Source organism: Okeania sp. SIO2C9 (assembly GCF_010672455.1).
Classification (GTDB): Bacteria; Cyanobacteriota; Cyanobacteriia; order Cyanobacteriales; family Microcoleaceae; genus Okeania.
On the sequence record NZ_JAAHGO010000094.1, the window covers coordinates 1 to 18056 of the forward strand.

An 18056-nucleotide genomic window follows, 5' to 3' on the forward strand; every position below is an offset into this window, starting at 1 on the left:
AGTTAAATTTTTGGGGTTGCACATTATGGAATGATATCAAATCCGTTTAATTCGGCACGTACAAAATGTTCCATCTTCAACCATTACTAAATATTTCTCGATACCCCCATCCCCCCTTCTCCCCATCTCCCCATCCCCCCATCTCCCCATCCCCCCATCTCCCCATCTCCCCATCTCCCCATCTCCCCATCTAATTACACCGATGCTACCGGATTTGATATGATATTGCCGATTAGTTTATACCGCAGAGTCAACATCACGGCAGTGCTAGATCGAGCCAGAGCTGCCGAGCTCCCCACAAGGTTCTTACGGAGCGAAAGCCTAACCGTTGGTATAAGGCGAGTGCAGCTTCATTGCGCTCGTTCGTATTTAGACCAATCAAGCGACAACCCTTTTCGCTAGCACGAGTGAGTGCAAACTCTACAAGTTGCCGTCCCACTCCATGCAAACGTGCCTCGCGGACTACAAAAACATCTTCGAGTTCAGCCTCAAGACCTGAACTCCAAGCAGAGTATCGGTAGCGACACTGCACATAACCAAGGCTAGTTCCCTGCCCATCACGGCCCAGGAAGAACTCAGTTCCAGAATCTTTCAACAGAAGGGTAATCGATTCACGAAAGTCTGCATCAGACGGGGTGGACTGCCCCAAATGATCGCGAAAGGCAACGGCGAGATTCACTAGTGGGTCCAGATCTACCTCGCTTGCAATTTGAATCTTTGGCCCTGTTTCCATATTAGTAACGTAGAGTTATTTACCTCAGATATCGGCTTTGTTGCATGAAAGTTGCGATATAGCTGCCGCACTTACTCCACCAACGCAAAATCACCCCCTTCAATTCTACAACACCCTTAATACACTGGGAATACTATCAATAACGTCTAATGATTGAATTTCCTCTAATGCTTGCCGGAAGTTGCCTTCTTTTACATCATGGGTGACAACAACTATTTCTGCTAGTTCATCGTGTATTCCTGTTTGCACTACAGATTCTAAACTTACATTATGACTGCCAAAACAAGTACCCAGTTTACCAATAACACCAGGGTGGTCTTTTGTCAGAAACCTAGCATAAAATCTGGTAACAAGTTCTGCCACTGATTCTGTTTCACAATAGTGTTGATGGGTGCAACTTAATAAAGGGTGGGGAATGGGTTCGGTTTCGGTTTGCAGAATAGCAGCAATACTCATAATGTCGGAAACAACTGCACTCGCTGTGGGTCCTGAACCTGCACCAGGCCCGAAAAACATTACTTGTCCGATGGGTTCTCCTTCTACCAGAATGGCGTTATAAACATCATTAATACTCGCGAGGGGATGAGTTTTCGGCACGAGAGTAGGATGTACTCTCAGTTGGAGTTTGTCTGTGGTGGAGTTAATACTGTTGGGGTCGCGTTTGGCGATCGCTAATAATTTGATGGCAAAATCTAATCTATCAGCATAAGCAATATCAGCCGCTGTTACTTGACGAATACCTTCGCAATGAATATCTTCTAATTTAATTAGACCGCCAAAAGCGAGAGAAGCCAAAATTGCGATTTTATCTTTGGCATCTAACCCATCTACATCTGCAGTGGGGTCAGCTTCTGCATAACCTAAATTTTGAGCATCGGCAAGAACATCTGCAAAGTCTGCTCCCTCTTTTTGCATTCTGGTGAGGATGTAGTTGGTTGTCCCGTTGATGATACCGATAACGGAATGAATACGATTTACTCCCAGAGATTCTTTAAGGGGTTGAATAACAGGGATACCGCCACCCACTGCTGCTTCTAACATGACGTAAACACCTTTTTCATTCGCTGCTGCAAAAATTTCTGGACCATAGCGAGAGATAACAGCTTTGTTGGCGGTGACGACATGTTTGCCATGGGCAATAGCTTTGAGGATTAGGCTTCTTGCGGGTTCCAACCCACCGATCAGTTCTACTATAATATCTATGTGTGGGTCAGTAGCGATCGCTTCTAAATCTGTTGTTAAAATATCTGAAGATAGATTAATATCTCTGGTTTTGGAGATATTGCGCACTCCCACTCGATGTATTTCCAATTCCTGAATTAAAGGATGACGACCTTCTGGGGATAGCAAAATTTTTGCTGTCCCTATACCGACTGTACCTAATCCCAATAAACCAATTTTGAATCCCACGATTGTTAACCCATAATGAATTAAATGTTTTGAGCAAGGTTCAGCCATCATAGCTGAATACTATCCTAATATTATAGCAGAAGGAAGAAGAAAGAAGGAAAAATTTTACCGAAAAATTGTGGTTTAAAGCCTCCCCTTTTAAGGGGATAATAAATAAAAATTTTCATGATTAGTCAATTCTCTTCTTTTCAAGGAGAGGTAATTCTAAATTCTTAATTCTTAATTCTTAATTCTTGAAGTTGTCTGAGTTTTAAGCTGTCGATCTGTCCGCGCCCTTTCCTTCGACTGCTATAATAAATAAATCGAACAAAAAATAGTCTTTTTGGGAAAAATATTCCGTTGGAAAAATGTTTAATGAATCAACTTAAATTAAATAATTACAAACAAGAAATAGCAGACTTATATACTCACAGAAGCGATAAATATGATAATAGTGATTGGCACTGGAGAATTGCTAATCGTTTAGTTGAATATGGGCAAGTAGATACTGGTCAACAAATTTTAGATATTGCTACAGGAACAGGTCATTGTGCAATTGCTGCAGCTAAATTAGTGGGTAGTTCAGGCAAAGTAATTGGCATTGATATTGCACCTGGAATGATTGCTCAAGCCCAAAAAAAAGCGAATATTCTCGGTTTAAATAATCTAGAATTTTTACTAGCTGATGCTGAAGATATTGATTTTCCTGCAAATCATTTTGAGCGGATTTTTTGTGCATCTGCATTTATTTGGATGTCCGATCTAGTTGAGTCTCTGCTTCTTTGGCGTAAATTTCTCAAACCAGGAGGAATTCTGGGAATTCAAGCTTTTGCTGAAACTGCCTTTGTTGGTGGGGTTATTACACAAAATATTCTGAAAAAATATGGCATTTCATATTTAATGAGTCAGCCTACTGGAACAGTTGAAAAATGTCAAAATTTACTTCAAAAAGCGAGTTTTGAGTTAATTGAAATTAAAGTTGAACAAGATGGTAACTATATTAGTTTAGAGTCAGCAAAAAAAATGTGGGCTGGAAAATCTCATCCCGCACCAGGACAATACCCTCACCCTTTATCACAGCTTTCAACAGAGGAATTGAATCAAGCTAAATTAGAGTTTAAAAATGAATTAAAATCCTTACAAACTGACCAAGGTATTTGGAATGACATTACAACTTTCTATATATATGGTCGGAAACCAAATGTCTAGGTTTTTCAATGATTAATAATTAATAATTAACAATTGCTTCTCCTTTAAAAGAAGAGGATTGACTCCAAGATTTTTTTTATCCCCTTAAAAGAGTAGGTTTTAAACCACAATTTTTCGGTCAAGGAAATTGGGAGGTTTAAATCAATTGAATATCTTTCCAAATACTCTGATTGAAGCGAGGTAAAGTTTGCAAGTTTTTTTATTTATGAGCATAACAATTATAGAAGAATTTTTAAATAATATTCAGGATATTTTTTATCTCTATATTTCAGTCTTTATTTTACTATAGCAATCCTATTTAAGTTGTAATATTTTAGTGGTATTCAGGAGTCAGTAGGGGAACCGTAGGATTGGCGAAGTACAGAATTTACTCATGTTTTCAGTTGAAATTAACTACTATAATAATTGTCACAACCAATTTAAGATTGCTCTAAATCCTTCTTATTTCTTCCTTCTTCCTTCTTCCTTCTTCCCTCTTCCTTCTTCTTGGCCAATTTAACTCAAGTTTATCAACCCATTTTTTTATCAATACTCTTACCAAAATATCGGATAAAAATGAATCAAAATATTAACATATCAGCAATCAGAGGCTCATTTATAGATTTTGTTGCAGACCCGTTTTACTATCCAGAATTAGAAACTGTTCGTTATATCCATGATGGTTTAATGATTATCTCCGGAGGCATAATTCAAGAACTAGGAAACTACGACAAATTAAAGCCTAAATATCCTGAAATTCCTATTACTTCTTATCCAGGAATGCTAATTTTACCAGGATTTATTGATATTCATATCCATTATCCCCAAACAGAAATAATTGCTTCCTCTAGTAAACAACTTTTAGAATGGTTAGATCAATATACTTTCCCAGTAGAAGGAAAATTTCAAGATAAAACCTATGCTCAACAAATAGCATCCTTTTTTCTCGACCAACTACTAAAAAATGGCACGACAAGTGCCTTAGTTTTAACCACAGTTTATCCTCAGTCCGTTGATGCCTTATTTGAAGCAGCGGAACTACGAAATATGCGGATAATTGCGGGTAAAATGCTCATGGACCGGAATGCTCCAGATTATTTGTTGGATACTCCAGAAACTAGCTACGAAGATAGCAAAAATTTGATAAAAAAATGGCATGGTAAAGGCAGACTTCTATACGCTATTACTCCAAGATTTGCCATTACTTCTACCCCCGAACAACTACATCTAGCTGGAGTTCTCAAACAAGAATTTCCAGATGTTTATGTACATACACATTTATCTGAACAAAAATCTGAAACTGAGAAAGTTGCTCAACTTTTTCCTAATAGTAAAGACTACTTAGGTGTTTATGAAAATTTTGGGTTAGTTAGTAATAAATCAATTTTTGCCCACGGTATTTATCTCAGTAATTCTGAATTTAACCGACTCTCACAAGCAGGTTCAACTATTGCATTTTGTCCGACTTCAAATCTATTTTTAGGCAGCGGTTTATTCCCACTACACACAGCAAAATCTCAACAAACTCCAGTGAAAGTTGGTTTAGGTACAGATGTGGGGGGTGGAACTAGCTTTTCAATATTTCAAACTATGAACGATGCTTATAAAATATCTCAATTACAAGAGCAAAATTTATCTTCTTTAAAAGCTTTTTATTTGGCTACTTTAGGAGGAGCAAAATCTCTATCTCTAGAACATAAAATTGGCAATTTTGATGTAGGGAAAAAAGCAGATTTAGTTGTGCTAGATACAAGAGTAACTCCATTGTTAAAATTGCGGAATTATCGAAATAATTCCGACTCATTAACTGACATTATTGATGAATTATTTACCCTGATTATTTTGGGAGATGAACGAGTAGTTCAAGCTACTTATGTAGCGGGCAATTTAGTTTATGAACCTAAAATTTATGTCGAATAACTGTAAGCATTTCCTGCGGAATGCTGCGCAAACAGCTATTATATCATGTTCGCTTGAATACTTATAAATAACTGTTGTGAGGAGTCAGGAGTCAGGAGTCAGGAGTCAGGAGAAAATTATTGGAGGAAAAGAGGAAATATTGGAGAATAATATTGATAATTTCAGTATTTCTTTAGTACTGTCGGTACTGTCAGTCCTTAAATTTTATTTATAACTAATTATCCGAACATGATATTAGCTGTCAGCTCTCAGCAAAAGGATGGGGTTTTGAATGAATATAGACTTTAAGGCCAGCTTTTATAGTAAGTATAAATTATGACTTAATTAGGGCTTGCTGATTAATTTTCGCGTGTATTGACTGAATATTAGCTTTAGCGTTTTTGGGTTGAAAAAAAGTGCCAGCTTTTCGCTGGAAAAAGCTCAAGAAGCTAGTATTTTAGGATGATTATGGCAGAAAAATTGAGGAACAATTTTTCCGACTACCTCCTCTATAATTCCTCGTTCCTCCTGTCTCCTGTCTCCTACCCCTACTAAAAGACTTTTGAGGGCAAACCCTAATTAGTAAAGCTTTTATCTAAAATTAAAAGCAATAGCTGAAGTTCGCAGTTCCGACCTAGGAGGCTGGCTGAATGCTTACAAATAACTTTTTCCTGCAGCAAAGAAATTGTATGAGCGATCGCTATTAATAATATTTATACTTTTGTCATAAGCGAACGCTTATACTTAAATATCAATCTTTTAGAGTAAAGAACGAATTGCTAAAAACATAAACTGATGATGAATTAAACACAGTCCGATTTTTTTTCATTAGACATCTCCAGAAAAGAGGGAATAGGGAATAGGGAATAGGGGGAAAGAACTGATAATATCATGTCCGGATAATAGCGTGAGAAAAAAACCTTTTCCCTTCTAACCTTTTCTTTCCTTTTGACTCCAGCATAGCTGCCTTCTGCCTTACCTCCTCCAAAGTGTAAGTATTCAACTAGACATGATATGATTTATGTACGATAATTGATTTTATTTTTTATTTTTGGAGATGTCTACTTTTCCCTGCTATATTACAACTTCAACACATGATATTGCACACCTGTTTCAAAAATTCTTACCCCACCCCCTTCAGCAACAGTTTGTCTTAAAGCTTGGGAATTACTAACAGTAACTCCTGCCAAATAATCAATCCCAAATTGTTTAAAATCAGCCAACCAAGGCATAGTCGGACCCATCAAAACTAACTGAGAATTTTTTGCCAATTCCACCAAACGAGGAAAAGTCTTATTAGCAATAGAAGTCGCCGTCAAAAACACCCATTCCACTTCTGGCAATAAATACTCCGATGCTTGATCTGGAAAATCATCCGCTCCTGGTTGCCTTTCTATGACAGTCATTTCCATCTCATTCTCATAACGAGATAACCGGGGATACCTACCAATAATAACAACTTTTTTTCCACGAATCATTGGTAGAAAATATTCAAATACTGCCAAATTTCCCGGTCCATAGGGAGATAATGATTCTCCTTGAGCGGGAAGTTGGGAACGCCCATTTATTTCTGCATTAATAGCTGCCATTCCCACAGTTGCCTCAAAACTATTCCAAGAGCGTAACCAGGATGCCAACTCTTTCACAGGTTTATTTACCAGAGTTCCTGACCAAGGTAATGTGCGTGTAACTGTACCTGGACTCATACATAAACCAATGCCTTCTGTTTCGCACAAAGTCCAGGTTAAACCAATTAATACTTCTTTGATAGGAGTATTAGTGTTGCCATAATCTAACAACAAATCGTATATTTCTTTTGGATGCACCATAGTTCAAAAGTTAAAAGTTAAAAATTAATTTAAGTCAATCAGGACTTACGCAAATTGACTTTTAAAGCACCATTTGTAGGGGCGAATGGTATTCGCACTCTCGCTATATTTCATGAATTTATAATTGATAATTACCTCGGGTTTTAACCATTACGGAATTGAATATCAAGAAATATCCTAGCACTTTTTTTTCCCGATCGAGGGGAGGCTTTAAACCAGAATGATTTAATTATTAATTATTAATTATTAATTATTAATTATTAATTATTCGGTAAAGTCTCTGGGTAAGTCCTCTCCAAATTCCCAAATTTTCGGGATAATTTTAATATAATCTCACAATTTGTACTTGAACAAAATGCAGGACTACCAAATTTATATTCTGTTACCAGTAATGATTAAATCTGTGATTAAAGGTAAATGATCTGAACCTATATTTTTACCACTTTTTATTTTGACAACCCTAATATCTTGACTTATCAAACAATGGTCTATTGGAATAGATAATAACGGGATAAAGCTTGGCCAAGTGGGAATCATACCAAAGCCTGTTCGTGCATTATACAGTCCAGAATTACGAATCAACTCTTTGTAATATGGAGACCACATCGTTATATTCAAATCCCCAATGACTACAATTGAGCTTTTCTGACTTGCTACATAACTGGCAATTTCTGATAGTTGTTTATTCCTCAAATTAAACTTATATTTTCCAATACTCCAAGTAGGATGGGTTGCTAATATTGAGAGAGTTTTTCCCTGAATCTCAACTTGGGTACTTACGGTTTTTCTTCCTCCTCCTAAATCTTGTATCGATGTATTTTTTAGAGGTATCTTGCTATAAACTGCTATTCCCAAATTTATATTTTTACCGAAAGCAATTTGTGGATCTTGATGAATCACCGAATAAGAATAATCTTGTTGTAAAAGTTCTAATTTTTCTGCCCAAGCATCAGTCACTTCTATAAATATGGCTACATCGGGATTTTCTTCTTTGACTTCAGAGATTAATCGCTTATACTGTTTGTTCATATAGAAGACATTCGCTTCCAAAAATCTGATTTTTTGAACGCTCCCATCTTTGATTATATTTCGGGAAATATAAAACGGGATTACTTCTAATAAATTAATCGTCAGGCAGAACAAACTAATCAGCAACCAGAGATAATTGCCAACCCATAAAAAAAACGAGATCCCCAACAAGCTAAGAAATGTATATTGGATTTTAAAATGGCAGGTTAGTTCGAGCAGAAAATGAAACTTCCCTAAATAACTTGCCAGAGAACATAGAGTCACTAAAACGATGGTAATGACAAAAATCAAGTATAGTAGTTTTTCTATCCCCAAAATATCCATCAGATTTCCTGTTAATTAAAGATATCTAAGATTAGATTTGGAATGGTCTTATACCAATTACCAAAAGTAATGCTATATTTCAACAGTCAAATAATTACCAAGATTAAAAGTCTGTTTTTGACAATTATTAGTCGGTTAATAATTAGGGCTGGCTCAATAAATATCAAAGCATTTACATATAAAGATTTTAGCCTTTTTAGGTCTTTAAAAAGTACCTGGTTTTTAGCTCTTCATCCTCAAAAAGGAGCGCATTTTTGGCAAGAGTTGGGCAAAAAAATTACTCCCCTGCTCCCCTACTCCCCTACTCCTTAAAAAAGACTTTTTCAGCAAACCCTAATTATTTTTCCTACTTTTCCTCTCCCCACACCTCCCACACCTCCCACACCTCCCACACTTCCCACACTTCCCCATCCAATCAGATATAGCATTCTTTTTGAGAAATGGTCTTATTGAGGAAGTGCCAGAACATTTATACTTCCACCCGGAGGACATAATTTTTCGATCGCCTCCTTTGTCATCATAATTGGATATTTAGCGGTTAAATGTATTAGTCGATATTTAGCATCTTTTAACTCAGCAAGCAATTGCTCTAAATGTTTTTCCTCTTCCTCATTCTGACGAGCCATCTCAAGAATTATCTTGGGGGAATCTCGTAAAAGAAGTTTCCTTGCACCTTTGAGAACAGCTAGTTCGTAGCCATCCACATCTAACTTAATCAGATCGACTTTCTTGTGGGGATTCTTCTCGAAATATCCATCCAGTGATATCCCTTGACCCCCATCAGTCGTCATTAATCTTCCTTTGTGTTGTGGGTGCGTCAATTTGTCCTCGCTCGCCGACAGATTCCAACTCGAATACACAAAAGATGGCAATTCTTTTTCCTCTTCTAGTAACATCATCTGCTCAGTCCTAACCCGATTGAGCAAATGAGGATTTAAAGATAAATTATTCTGTAACTTACCATAGGCCCATGAAGTTGGTTCAAAAGCAATAACACGTCCATCAACTCCCACATATTCAGCTAAGGGAAGAGTTATTGCACCGATGTTAGCACCGATATCCACAACAACATCTCCCGGCTTGATAATACGCTTTAGTTCCTTGATTGTTTCTGGCTCGTAAACTCCTAAATAAATCGCAAGATCTATACCCTCTTTTAAATCAAGAGACCAACATAAACCTCGACGATATACTTTAGTAATAGATGAAAGCCCAAAGATTGCTCTAACCCCAACAATCAAATTACTAATAAATCGGGCAATTGTGATTTTTTTCTCAGTTGGAAGTTTCACCATGTCATTTCAGTTATCAGTTATTAGTTATCAGCACCTCTGGCTGTTTGCGCAGCATGACCTAGGAAACCCAGAGGCTTGAAATTCAGTTATCAGTTATCAGTTATCAGTTATCAGTTATTAGTTATCAGTACCTCTGGCTGTTTGCGCAGCATGACCTAGGAAACCCAGAGGTTTGAAATACGGAAACTTAATTTTTTCATCCCCTTAAAAGGGGAAGCTTTAGACCTTATTTTTTTGGTAAAATTACCATTCGTTAATTAACATCATCCTACAGAAATCTTAGCAAAAATCTGCCTGAAAGGAGAAAGCTTCAGATCCACTTTTTCGGTTAAGCCTTTCAATATTTTTCTCCAATGGCACGTTATACCAATTCACTTTAAATATGTGAAATTATTTCCTGAAGTAGCTGTAGTGTCAAAGTTCTGAGTTTTTCTTTCCCTGTTGCCTTCTTTCCCTGTTGCCTTCCGGAGCTGTTGCCTGTTGCCCGTGTTGAGACTGTAGCAATATTTTATGAAATTGGTATTACTTTTGACTTTTGTACGGGCGAATGGCCATTTGCTGGCGCAAAGCTACGCTAACGCCCCTACGAATTTTGACTTCCGTGAAACGGTATTTGAATCTATAAAATCTTACTTTTGAATTTTGTACGGGCGAATGGCCATTTGCTGGCGCAAAGCTACGCTAACGCCCCTACGAATTTTGACTTCACTGAAGAGGAACGCCACCTCCCTCGCTGGACTGATAGGCTGCTTCGACGCAGGACATGGTGACGAAGGCATCTTCCACCGAAGTGGGCAAGGGGCGAGATGGGTCTTCCAACTTGCGCATCAGGCTGGACATGGAACCGATGAAGGCTTCTGGAAACCACGACCCCCGAATCTCGTAGCTTTGCCACTCCGCTTCCTCCTCCCCCTGCAACAGACAAACTTCAAATTTATCGCTAGTTCCCTTGGGATAATCCATCAGCACGCCCAAGTGGATCTTAATGGCTCCTTGGGTGCCCTCGAATTTTAAATATGATTCCTGATGTTTTAGACCAAACTCATGACAGTGGTTGGTATTGATGGTCGCCCGGACAAACTCGCCATAGTCCAACATTAAGGTCGTGCGCACTGAGGCCATTTTCATCATCTTAGGATGCTTTACTGTTTTTGCGTAAACCCCCTTGGGGTCTCCCAAGAATGAGCGGATAAGGTCAATATAGTGGATGCTGTGATAAAGAATTTCCACCCGTTGACACTTTTCCAAGAAGTCCCATAAATGCCAGGGGGTGTAAACCGTGACTCGCATCTCAATGTCGTTAAGTTCGCCCAGATAACCTTCTTCGATCAAGTGGCGAGCTGCTATCACAGGTGGTGCTGTGCGCAACTGAAAATTAACCGCCGCAGTGTACTCCCGTTCACGGCAGATGCTTAACAACTGACGTGCCTGAGCTAGATCCTCGCCCATGGGCTTTTGGATCAATATCCCAGCTCCTCGCGGAAACTTGGGCAGCAGTTCCAGCAAAGCTGAGGCTGGTACAGCAATATCAAAGACTGCGTTTGCTGGAGCCTGGGTTACAGCTTGTTCAACACTGGCGTAAACTTTGGGGATGGAGAATTTCTGAGCTAGCGAGACTGCTTTCTCCTGTTTGATATCAATAATTCCTGCTACCTTAAAACCAGCGATCTGATATGCTGGCAGGTGAGCATCGGAGACAATGCCACCAGCACCGATAATTACTATGGATCGTGGCTGATCAGGCATGGGAATTTGGTCATTTATCTGCATGAGTGACACAAAAACATTACAACTTAAATTTTAAATTCTAACTATCTTTAATTCTAAATTCTGCATTTTAAATTATAAATTTCAACTACCTCCTAACCTCTGAAGCAGTATATAAAATCATTTTTAAAAGTTGGAAACCGCCTTGGATATGTTTAAGATTTGATTTCCCATAAGTTCTTGGTAAATATTCTACAGGAACATCCTGAATAGTTAAGCCAAATTTTTTGCACCCAATGAGCAAATCAAAATCCCCAAAAGGATCGTATTTGCCAAAGTTTTGCCAATTAGCAACTATCTGGAGATAGTTTTCTTTGCTAATAGCTTTAGTTCCACAAAGAGAATCCTTAATTTCGACTCCCAATACGATTGATAGTAGTTTAGCAAAAAAGCGATTAGCAAGTTGATTGAGCAATGGCATCGTTTTCAATGATACTGAATGAGTGAGTCGCGATCCATTCGCTAATTGGCAATCACCTGAAGCGATCGCCTCGAAAAATTTGGTTAATTCTTTTGGTTGAACAGTTAAGTCAGAATCTAGAATAATCAAAACATCACCTGTTGCCATGTTAAAACCCTGACGAACAGCATCGCCTTTTCCTTTACCATTATTCTGACATATTTTGATATCCCATTGCTCCTGATATAAGCTCTTAACTCTCTTGATTTCTTCCCAAGTATTGTCTGAGGAATTACTCTCAATAAATATAATTTCTGTGTGTTTACCTAGTTTGGGCATTTGAGTAATGCAATCTTCAATAGTACCAGCTTCGTTTCGGGCGGGTATAATTACACTTGCTGTTTTTTGATTACTTGCTGCTTTTTTTGTGACTTCTAACATATCTAACATATATTACCTATCTTTATTATTTATAGTCATCTTTTGTGTAACAAAACAGTGTTTTACCTAAAATGACATTATACAAATATTCAGACTTAATACTACTACAAATTAACCACTAATTTTGCAGCGATTCATACAAAGCTTCTAATTTAGCAGAAACATCTGGAGGTTTAGCCGTAAAATGAATATAAAAATTTCCATTTTTTGCTGTTTTCTCTAAAACCTTGCCATAAACATCCTCACTTTCTACCCCATCCCAGATAAAATTAAGCTTAATATTAATCAAAGCTTGTGGCAGGTCATCTCTTGTTTGCACACCCTTAATTTCTGCTTCTTTTTCTGATAGTTTGATTAAACTTCCTTTTTGCAAACAATCACCGACATTTTTACCATCTAAAACTACATAATGTAAAGATATTGGCTCTTGAAGTGGTAGATAATGTTCTTCTTTTTTTCTCAAAAATAAATTATATTTACCCTCAATACCAGCAACATCATAAATAGTAATTGGTTTTTTAACCCCTTTCGGCATTACTTCTTTTTCATCATTAATTTTAATTATCGGTCCCACTTCTTTTAAAGTTGTCTCAGAAATTAAAATTTGACCACCTGTAGTATAAGATTCAATCCGATAAGTTAAATTTACCTGACTGCCTACCACACCATATTTTGTTCGTTTATCAGAGCCAATATTACCAACAACAACCTCTCCAGTATTAATACCAATTCCCATTTCTAATGGTGGTAAACCCCATTCTTTCATCTGTTTATTCACAGGTTCCATTGCTAATTGCATATCAATCGCACAAGCAATAGCTCTTACCGGGTCGTCTTCTCTAGTTATAGGGGCACCGAATAAAACCAAAATTCCATCTCCCATAAACTCATCAATAGTTCCCTGATACTTAGTAATTACATCTGCCATATATCCCAGATAAAAGTTAAGAATTTTCACCACTTCTTCTGGTGTTACACGTTCTGATGTAGCAGTAAATCCTCTTAAATCGGAAGTTAAAATAGTGATGTTTCGGCGTTCCCCTCCTAACTTTAATCCTCCTGGACTTTCTAATAAAGTAGCCACTACTTCATCAGTTAAATAACGACCAAAAGTTTTGCGAATATCTTGTGCAGTACGAGCAATATAAGCTGTAATTGTAACTGCTGACATACTCATACCTAAAAACGCTGGAATGACTGGCAACCACAAATTCCAGACAAAAGCAGTATAGGTGCTAGCGAATAAAACTACACCTGCAACGAACATTGTCAATACTTTCCAAATAGAAAAATAGCTAACACCACCAGCAGTACGCCATTTCCAAGTTGTAGCTGCTCCTACCAAAGACCAGAATAAAATCCACGCCCACTCAAGAGGTTCCCCCCAAATCTGAATCAGAGAACGACTATCCATAGCAGAACTAATTAGTTGACTGATTAGATTAGCATGAACTTCTACCCCGCTCATGGGTTCTAGAGTTTTAATTAAGTTACTACTGTAGGGAGTAGAAAATAAATCATTAAAGCCTTCACTGACTGCTCCAATCAAGATGATGCGATCGCGACCCCAATCAGCAGGCACTCTGTCTTCAAGAATATCCATCATGGAAACAATCTCAAAGTAACGACTCGGACCCCGGTAGTTTAAAAGCATGAGATAACCACCTGCATCTGCTCTAATATAACCACCATCATTGGCTTCAAATGGCTCTATTATTGTCTTTCCTAGCTGAAATTTGTCACCATCAATTTTCTCAAGACTAATATCAAAAGTATCTAAATAACGCAAAGCAATATGAGAAGCAAAACTCCAGACATTTTCTCCGTTTTGCAGCGTGACATATAAATAGCCTCGTCGAATTTTTTTATCTGGGTCTACCTTTACATCATTAGCACCTGCTTGATTATTAGTTTCCAGAGCTGGTGGTGCTTCTAATACATCATTTTGCCTTTCCCCCACTACTTTTTTAATTCCTACCAAGTTGGAGGTAGACTGGAATACTTTCACTAAGTCCTGATGGCCAGGCTCTACAGGTAAGTCTCGATAAATGTCTAAACCAATAACTTTTGGCTCCATTGCTTTTAATTTCTTCAGCAATTTTGCATAAATAGCGTCAGGAAAAATTGGCTGCCCGATTGCTCTGACATCATCTTCATTAATACCTACAATCACGATGCGATTGTCTGGACTCTCCAAAGGCCGTAATCGCATATATTGGTCATAAGTTGCCCATTCCCAAGCTTGTAGTAAGCCAAGAAAACGTAGCATAATTACTAACCCTGTGACGGTGGGGGCGGTAATCCATACACCATACCACTGATCAAAAAAATTCTTGCATTTATTCCATAACATTGGTGTTAGCTGCTTTGTAGAAATTAAAAGTTTTTGGGGGAGGGTAAAAAAAACAGATAAATGTGAGAGTAGTTTACCAGACTTAACTTAGTTACTGACAGCTATTTCAATGCTAACTTAATTTATTCTTCTACTTGACAGCAGGGTGCAAAGGGTTCAGAAGCAATCTCTTGTAATCCTACGGATGTTAGTAATTCCTCCCACTCTGTCGGGTTAGAATTGCGTAACTCGGCCACGGTAGCGATCGTTTCATTCCAAATCCTTGCTTTTGCATATATTTCTGCTTGTTCAAGGGGACTAGCATTTTTTAAGCTATTTTCTAAGTCTGAACTGATTTCTACTTTTTTGATAGTTCCTTCAACATATTCGTCAGCACCGCGATCCCATTCATCGCAAATCATTGCAAATGTCCAAGTATATTCTTTATTAGTTGTCAAACTTAATTTTTTTGGCAGGGCAAGTTGCACAATGCCAGAAGTCTCAGAAATATCTAATTTAGTTGAATAGATGCTATTACCTGATTTATCAGTTATTTCAAATTCTGCTGACTTTGCTTCGTGTTCGGGAACATACACGAAAAATTTGGGATTATCTGCAACTGTTGTTGCGACATTATCTCCAGGCGTTAAGGCTGTCAATTCAATTTGACCAGGAACAAGAGGGCAGAATCCGCGAGTCCCCGCACCTCTTGTTTCTCCTGAGCTTGCTCTTTGTGGCCCAGAAGGAAATTCTACACTAATCAACAATTCTGGGGTTGACTGTGCTTGTACTAACTGCACACCTAAAAAAGTTACAATCATTGGGGATGTAGCTAAAGCCAAAAGTCCCCAAAACTTGATATTTTGCCTCCCCATAATTAATGATATCTCCTTTTTTTTATATTTTCACTATACCTGTAATTCTAACATATCTCTAAATCAGTTTTTATCGGTGTATTAATTCACTTCAAACTTTTAATTATTTATCTTTGATAGATTATTACTGATAATTAGTCTGATATGCAGTTGATTTTTTAGACATGAAGTGATTAGAGGGCAGGGAAAAGAATAGAGTCAATAAGGATAGGGCATAAAAACTTCATTAAGCGGACATTATATAACCTATTAAATATTGCTAATCAATAGAAAAAACTACAAAAAATATTTATTTTATATCCTGCAGTAGAGGAGTGATAAGATAAAATTTTTGTTGTAATTTATTCTTAATATACTAACTTCAAGACCTAGATCAGCAACCAAAAGGAAAAAAAAATTAATTTTTATCTTTATAAAAAAGTTTATGAATAGAGTTCAACAATTAATAATTAATTATTAATTATTATATCAAATCCGTTTAATTCGGCACTTCAACAATTAATAATGAATCATGAATAATTACCTTTCCTTGAAAAGAAGAGGATTGACTAATCATGAAATTTTTTTTTCTCTTGGTCGATTGGATATGGCGCAGGTTTCGGAGCCATCCCATCCTAACGGACTGCTCCGCAAACGACCGCTTATTATCCCCTTAAAAGGGGAGGCGCATACCCACAATTTTTCGGTAAAAAATGTTCCATCTTCAACCATTACCAAATATCTCCCCATCTCCCTATCTCCCCATCTCCCCTACTCACCATCTAATTACACCGATGCTACCGGATTTGATATTACCTCTTCTTTTCAAGGAGAGGATTGACTAATCATGAAAAAATTTTCTTCACAGGAGTCGATTGGATATGGCGCAGATTTCGGAGCCATCCCACCCTACGCTTCGCTTTGAAGATCGACCGCTTGTTTCTCCTTGTAGAGCGACAGCTCGCGGCGCAGCCAAGGAGAGGCTTTAAACCTTTATTCTTCGGTAAAGTCCTACTAAATTTTTCCAGGAATTTCCTCTCAAAGTAACATTTTTTTTGGAAAATTCTATATTTACCGAAATTGGATTTGTTGGATTTGATATATAAGTAAGGGATCATGAGAAAGTAAATCTAAAATAGATGTGAGGGGATAGGCAAACTGATTAAGTATAGTCATCAAGGAAGACAAAATAGAACAACATTTAGGAACATCTTGATTTGTTGGTGTAGCTACCATTTGAATCAGTGAACAGTTAACAATTATTTAGTTAGCATTCTGGGGAGGAACTGCGGAATTCAGATGTATGATGGAGAATTAGCGACCCACCACAAAGGTGCACCACGCACTTTTCAAGCAGAAACGTGGGGGTATTAACCTGTTAAAAATATTAACTGTTAACTGATGAGTGATAAATAACATCTTTAAATACTGAGTTAATTGACAATCTCTCACAAAAATTTTCAACAATAGTCTGTTTTTTTAGGGGATGTATTATATAAAGTTGTTAGTGATGTATACAAAAATTGTCTATTTATCCGGCCTCTCTTTCTGAATAGTCCCAACCTGGTGAAAAGATAGTTAAGCTACTCTATATAAATACAGCTTTTTATTTGGGCAAAGTATATACTCTAGCTTAAAGGTAGCAATGCTAAAGTTATTTTCCTTAAAGTGAAAAAAGCTGTAAATACTTTTCACATATTCTCTCAATTCAGGCTAGTAATTATTACTCAAAGCCATTAATATTTTGAGTCTGTCGATCAAGCAACCTGACATTTACAGTAGCAGATTTAAGAAATGAGGTAGTATGACTATTTTATTATTAAAACAACTCGGTTTGATTTCTGTTATACCTATATTTTTAATAATATCTTTTGAGTATCCTTCTTTGTCAAAAAATTATACTCAAAATCAAAAATCATCAGATTATGAAGCAAACAATATATTAAAACTGAACAAGCCTCAATCTACTAAACTTCAAAATCAACCTCCTAATAAATATCTAAAAAATATAATAGAAGTATCTCAAAATGGATGTATAATTAAGAACTTGAGATTGAGAAATGGTATGAATATCAAAATAAGACAAAATTGCAATTAAGTGAAATTTCAAAAAAATAAGGTTTGAAGAAGGAGTCAGGTAGGGGAGTCATCGGATTGGCAAGGTACAGGAGTCAGAAAAATGCGGTATATGAGGATTCTAACCCCAGCAACCGCATTTGCACCACGGGTGATGGTGGGTTATTAAACCCATAAGGGATAAAGATAAATAGCGTTGGTAAAGCGCGGGTATGATATTAATCTTAATTACTAATATATCATACCTCAAATTACCAACGCCAGATAAATAATAAAAGTATTTTACAGCCAAAAATAAGGAATTAAATTGAATTTACCGAGCATTATTGAAGTCTTAAAAAGTCAAATAATACTCTGGTGCAGGATGGCGGAAATAACTGACCAGTTACAAAATCCTAAGACAACTAAAAATCAATACTTTTGACTGTCAGATGTGTGTCTTACATTCTGAGGAAACCTCAGAATTACACACTCGCTTTTAAATGCATGACTTTTAACTT

At 37.1% G+C, this 18056-nt stretch carries 13 protein-coding genes; 3 read left to right on the plus strand and 10 right to left on the minus strand.

Annotation, left to right across the window (positions count from 1 at the left end; translation table 11 throughout):
• Positions 1–256 precede the first annotated feature (256 nt).
• Positions 257–733, minus strand: coding sequence for a GNAT family N-acetyltransferase (locus tag F6K23_RS42455; RefSeq protein WP_367267911.1), 477 nt, complete (start codon positions 731–733; stop codon positions 257–259).
• Positions 734–838: 105 nt separating this feature from the next.
• On the minus strand, positions 839–2143 hold the full coding sequence (locus tag F6K23_RS35315; RefSeq protein ID WP_293165161.1) for a homoserine dehydrogenase: 1305 nt from the start codon (positions 2141–2143) through the stop codon (positions 839–841).
• Between the two features lie 354 nt (positions 2144–2497).
• On the opposite strand from F6K23_RS35315, the gene F6K23_RS35320 reads away from it, so the two are divergent.
• Positions 2498–3331 (plus strand): class I SAM-dependent methyltransferase, encoded by an 834-nt coding sequence (locus tag F6K23_RS35320; RefSeq protein WP_293165127.1) that lies wholly within the window; start codon positions 2498–2500, stop codon positions 3329–3331.
• Between the two features lie 555 nt (positions 3332–3886).
• A complete protein-coding gene (gene guaD / locus F6K23_RS35325) occupies positions 3887–5230 on the plus strand; it encodes a guanine deaminase (protein WP_293165129.1) in 1344 nt (447 codons plus the stop codon).
• Between the two features lie 1058 nt (positions 5231–6288).
• Here guaD and F6K23_RS35330 read toward each other — a convergent pair.
• The 8 genes from F6K23_RS35330 to F6K23_RS35365 all read right to left on the minus strand — a co-directional run bounded on the left by F6K23_RS35330 (position 6289) and on the right by F6K23_RS35365 (position 16230).
• A complete protein-coding gene (locus F6K23_RS35330) occupies positions 6289–7038 on the minus strand; it encodes a DUF364 domain-containing protein (RefSeq protein WP_293165131.1) in 750 nt (249 codons plus the stop codon).
• Positions 7039–7410: 372 nt separating this feature from the next.
• Entirely contained in the window at positions 7411–8391 is a 981-nt protein-coding gene (locus F6K23_RS35335; protein WP_375340819.1) for an endonuclease/exonuclease/phosphatase family protein, read from the minus strand.
• 446 nt (positions 8392–8837) lie between these two features.
• Positions 8838–9686 (minus strand): FkbM family methyltransferase, encoded by an 849-nt coding sequence (locus tag F6K23_RS35340; protein ID WP_293165135.1) that lies wholly within the window; start codon positions 9684–9686, stop codon positions 8838–8840.
• Between the two features lie 705 nt (positions 9687–10391).
• Positions 10392–11432: a Gfo/Idh/MocA family protein gene (locus tag F6K23_RS35345; RefSeq protein WP_293165137.1), complete on the minus strand. Its 1041-nt coding sequence runs from the start codon at positions 11430–11432 to the stop codon at positions 10392–10394.
• Positions 11433–11541: 109 nt separating this feature from the next.
• Positions 11542–12294: a glycosyltransferase family 2 protein gene (locus F6K23_RS35350; protein WP_293165139.1), complete on the minus strand. Its 753-nt coding sequence runs from the start codon at positions 12292–12294 to the stop codon at positions 11542–11544.
• A gap of 118 nt (positions 12295–12412) precedes the next feature.
• On the minus strand, positions 12413–14647 hold the full coding sequence (locus F6K23_RS35355) for an adenylate/guanylate cyclase domain-containing protein (RefSeq protein ID WP_293165141.1): 2235 nt from the start codon (positions 14645–14647) through the stop codon (positions 12413–12415).
• Positions 14648–14769: 122 nt separating this feature from the next.
• A complete protein-coding gene (locus tag F6K23_RS35360) occupies positions 14770–15501 on the minus strand; it encodes a DUF928 domain-containing protein (RefSeq protein ID WP_293165143.1) in 732 nt (243 codons plus the stop codon).
• 552 nt (positions 15502–16053) lie between these two features.
• Positions 16054–16230: a hypothetical protein gene (locus tag F6K23_RS35365; protein WP_293165145.1), complete on the minus strand. Its 177-nt coding sequence runs from the start codon at positions 16228–16230 to the stop codon at positions 16054–16056.
• A 1054-nt stretch (positions 16231–17284) separates the two neighbouring features.
• On the opposite strand from F6K23_RS35365, the gene F6K23_RS35370 reads away from it, so the two are divergent.
• On the plus strand, positions 17285–17578 hold the full coding sequence (locus F6K23_RS35370; RefSeq protein WP_293165147.1) for a hypothetical protein: 294 nt from the start codon (positions 17285–17287) through the stop codon (positions 17576–17578).
• Positions 17579–18056 lie beyond the last annotated feature (478 nt).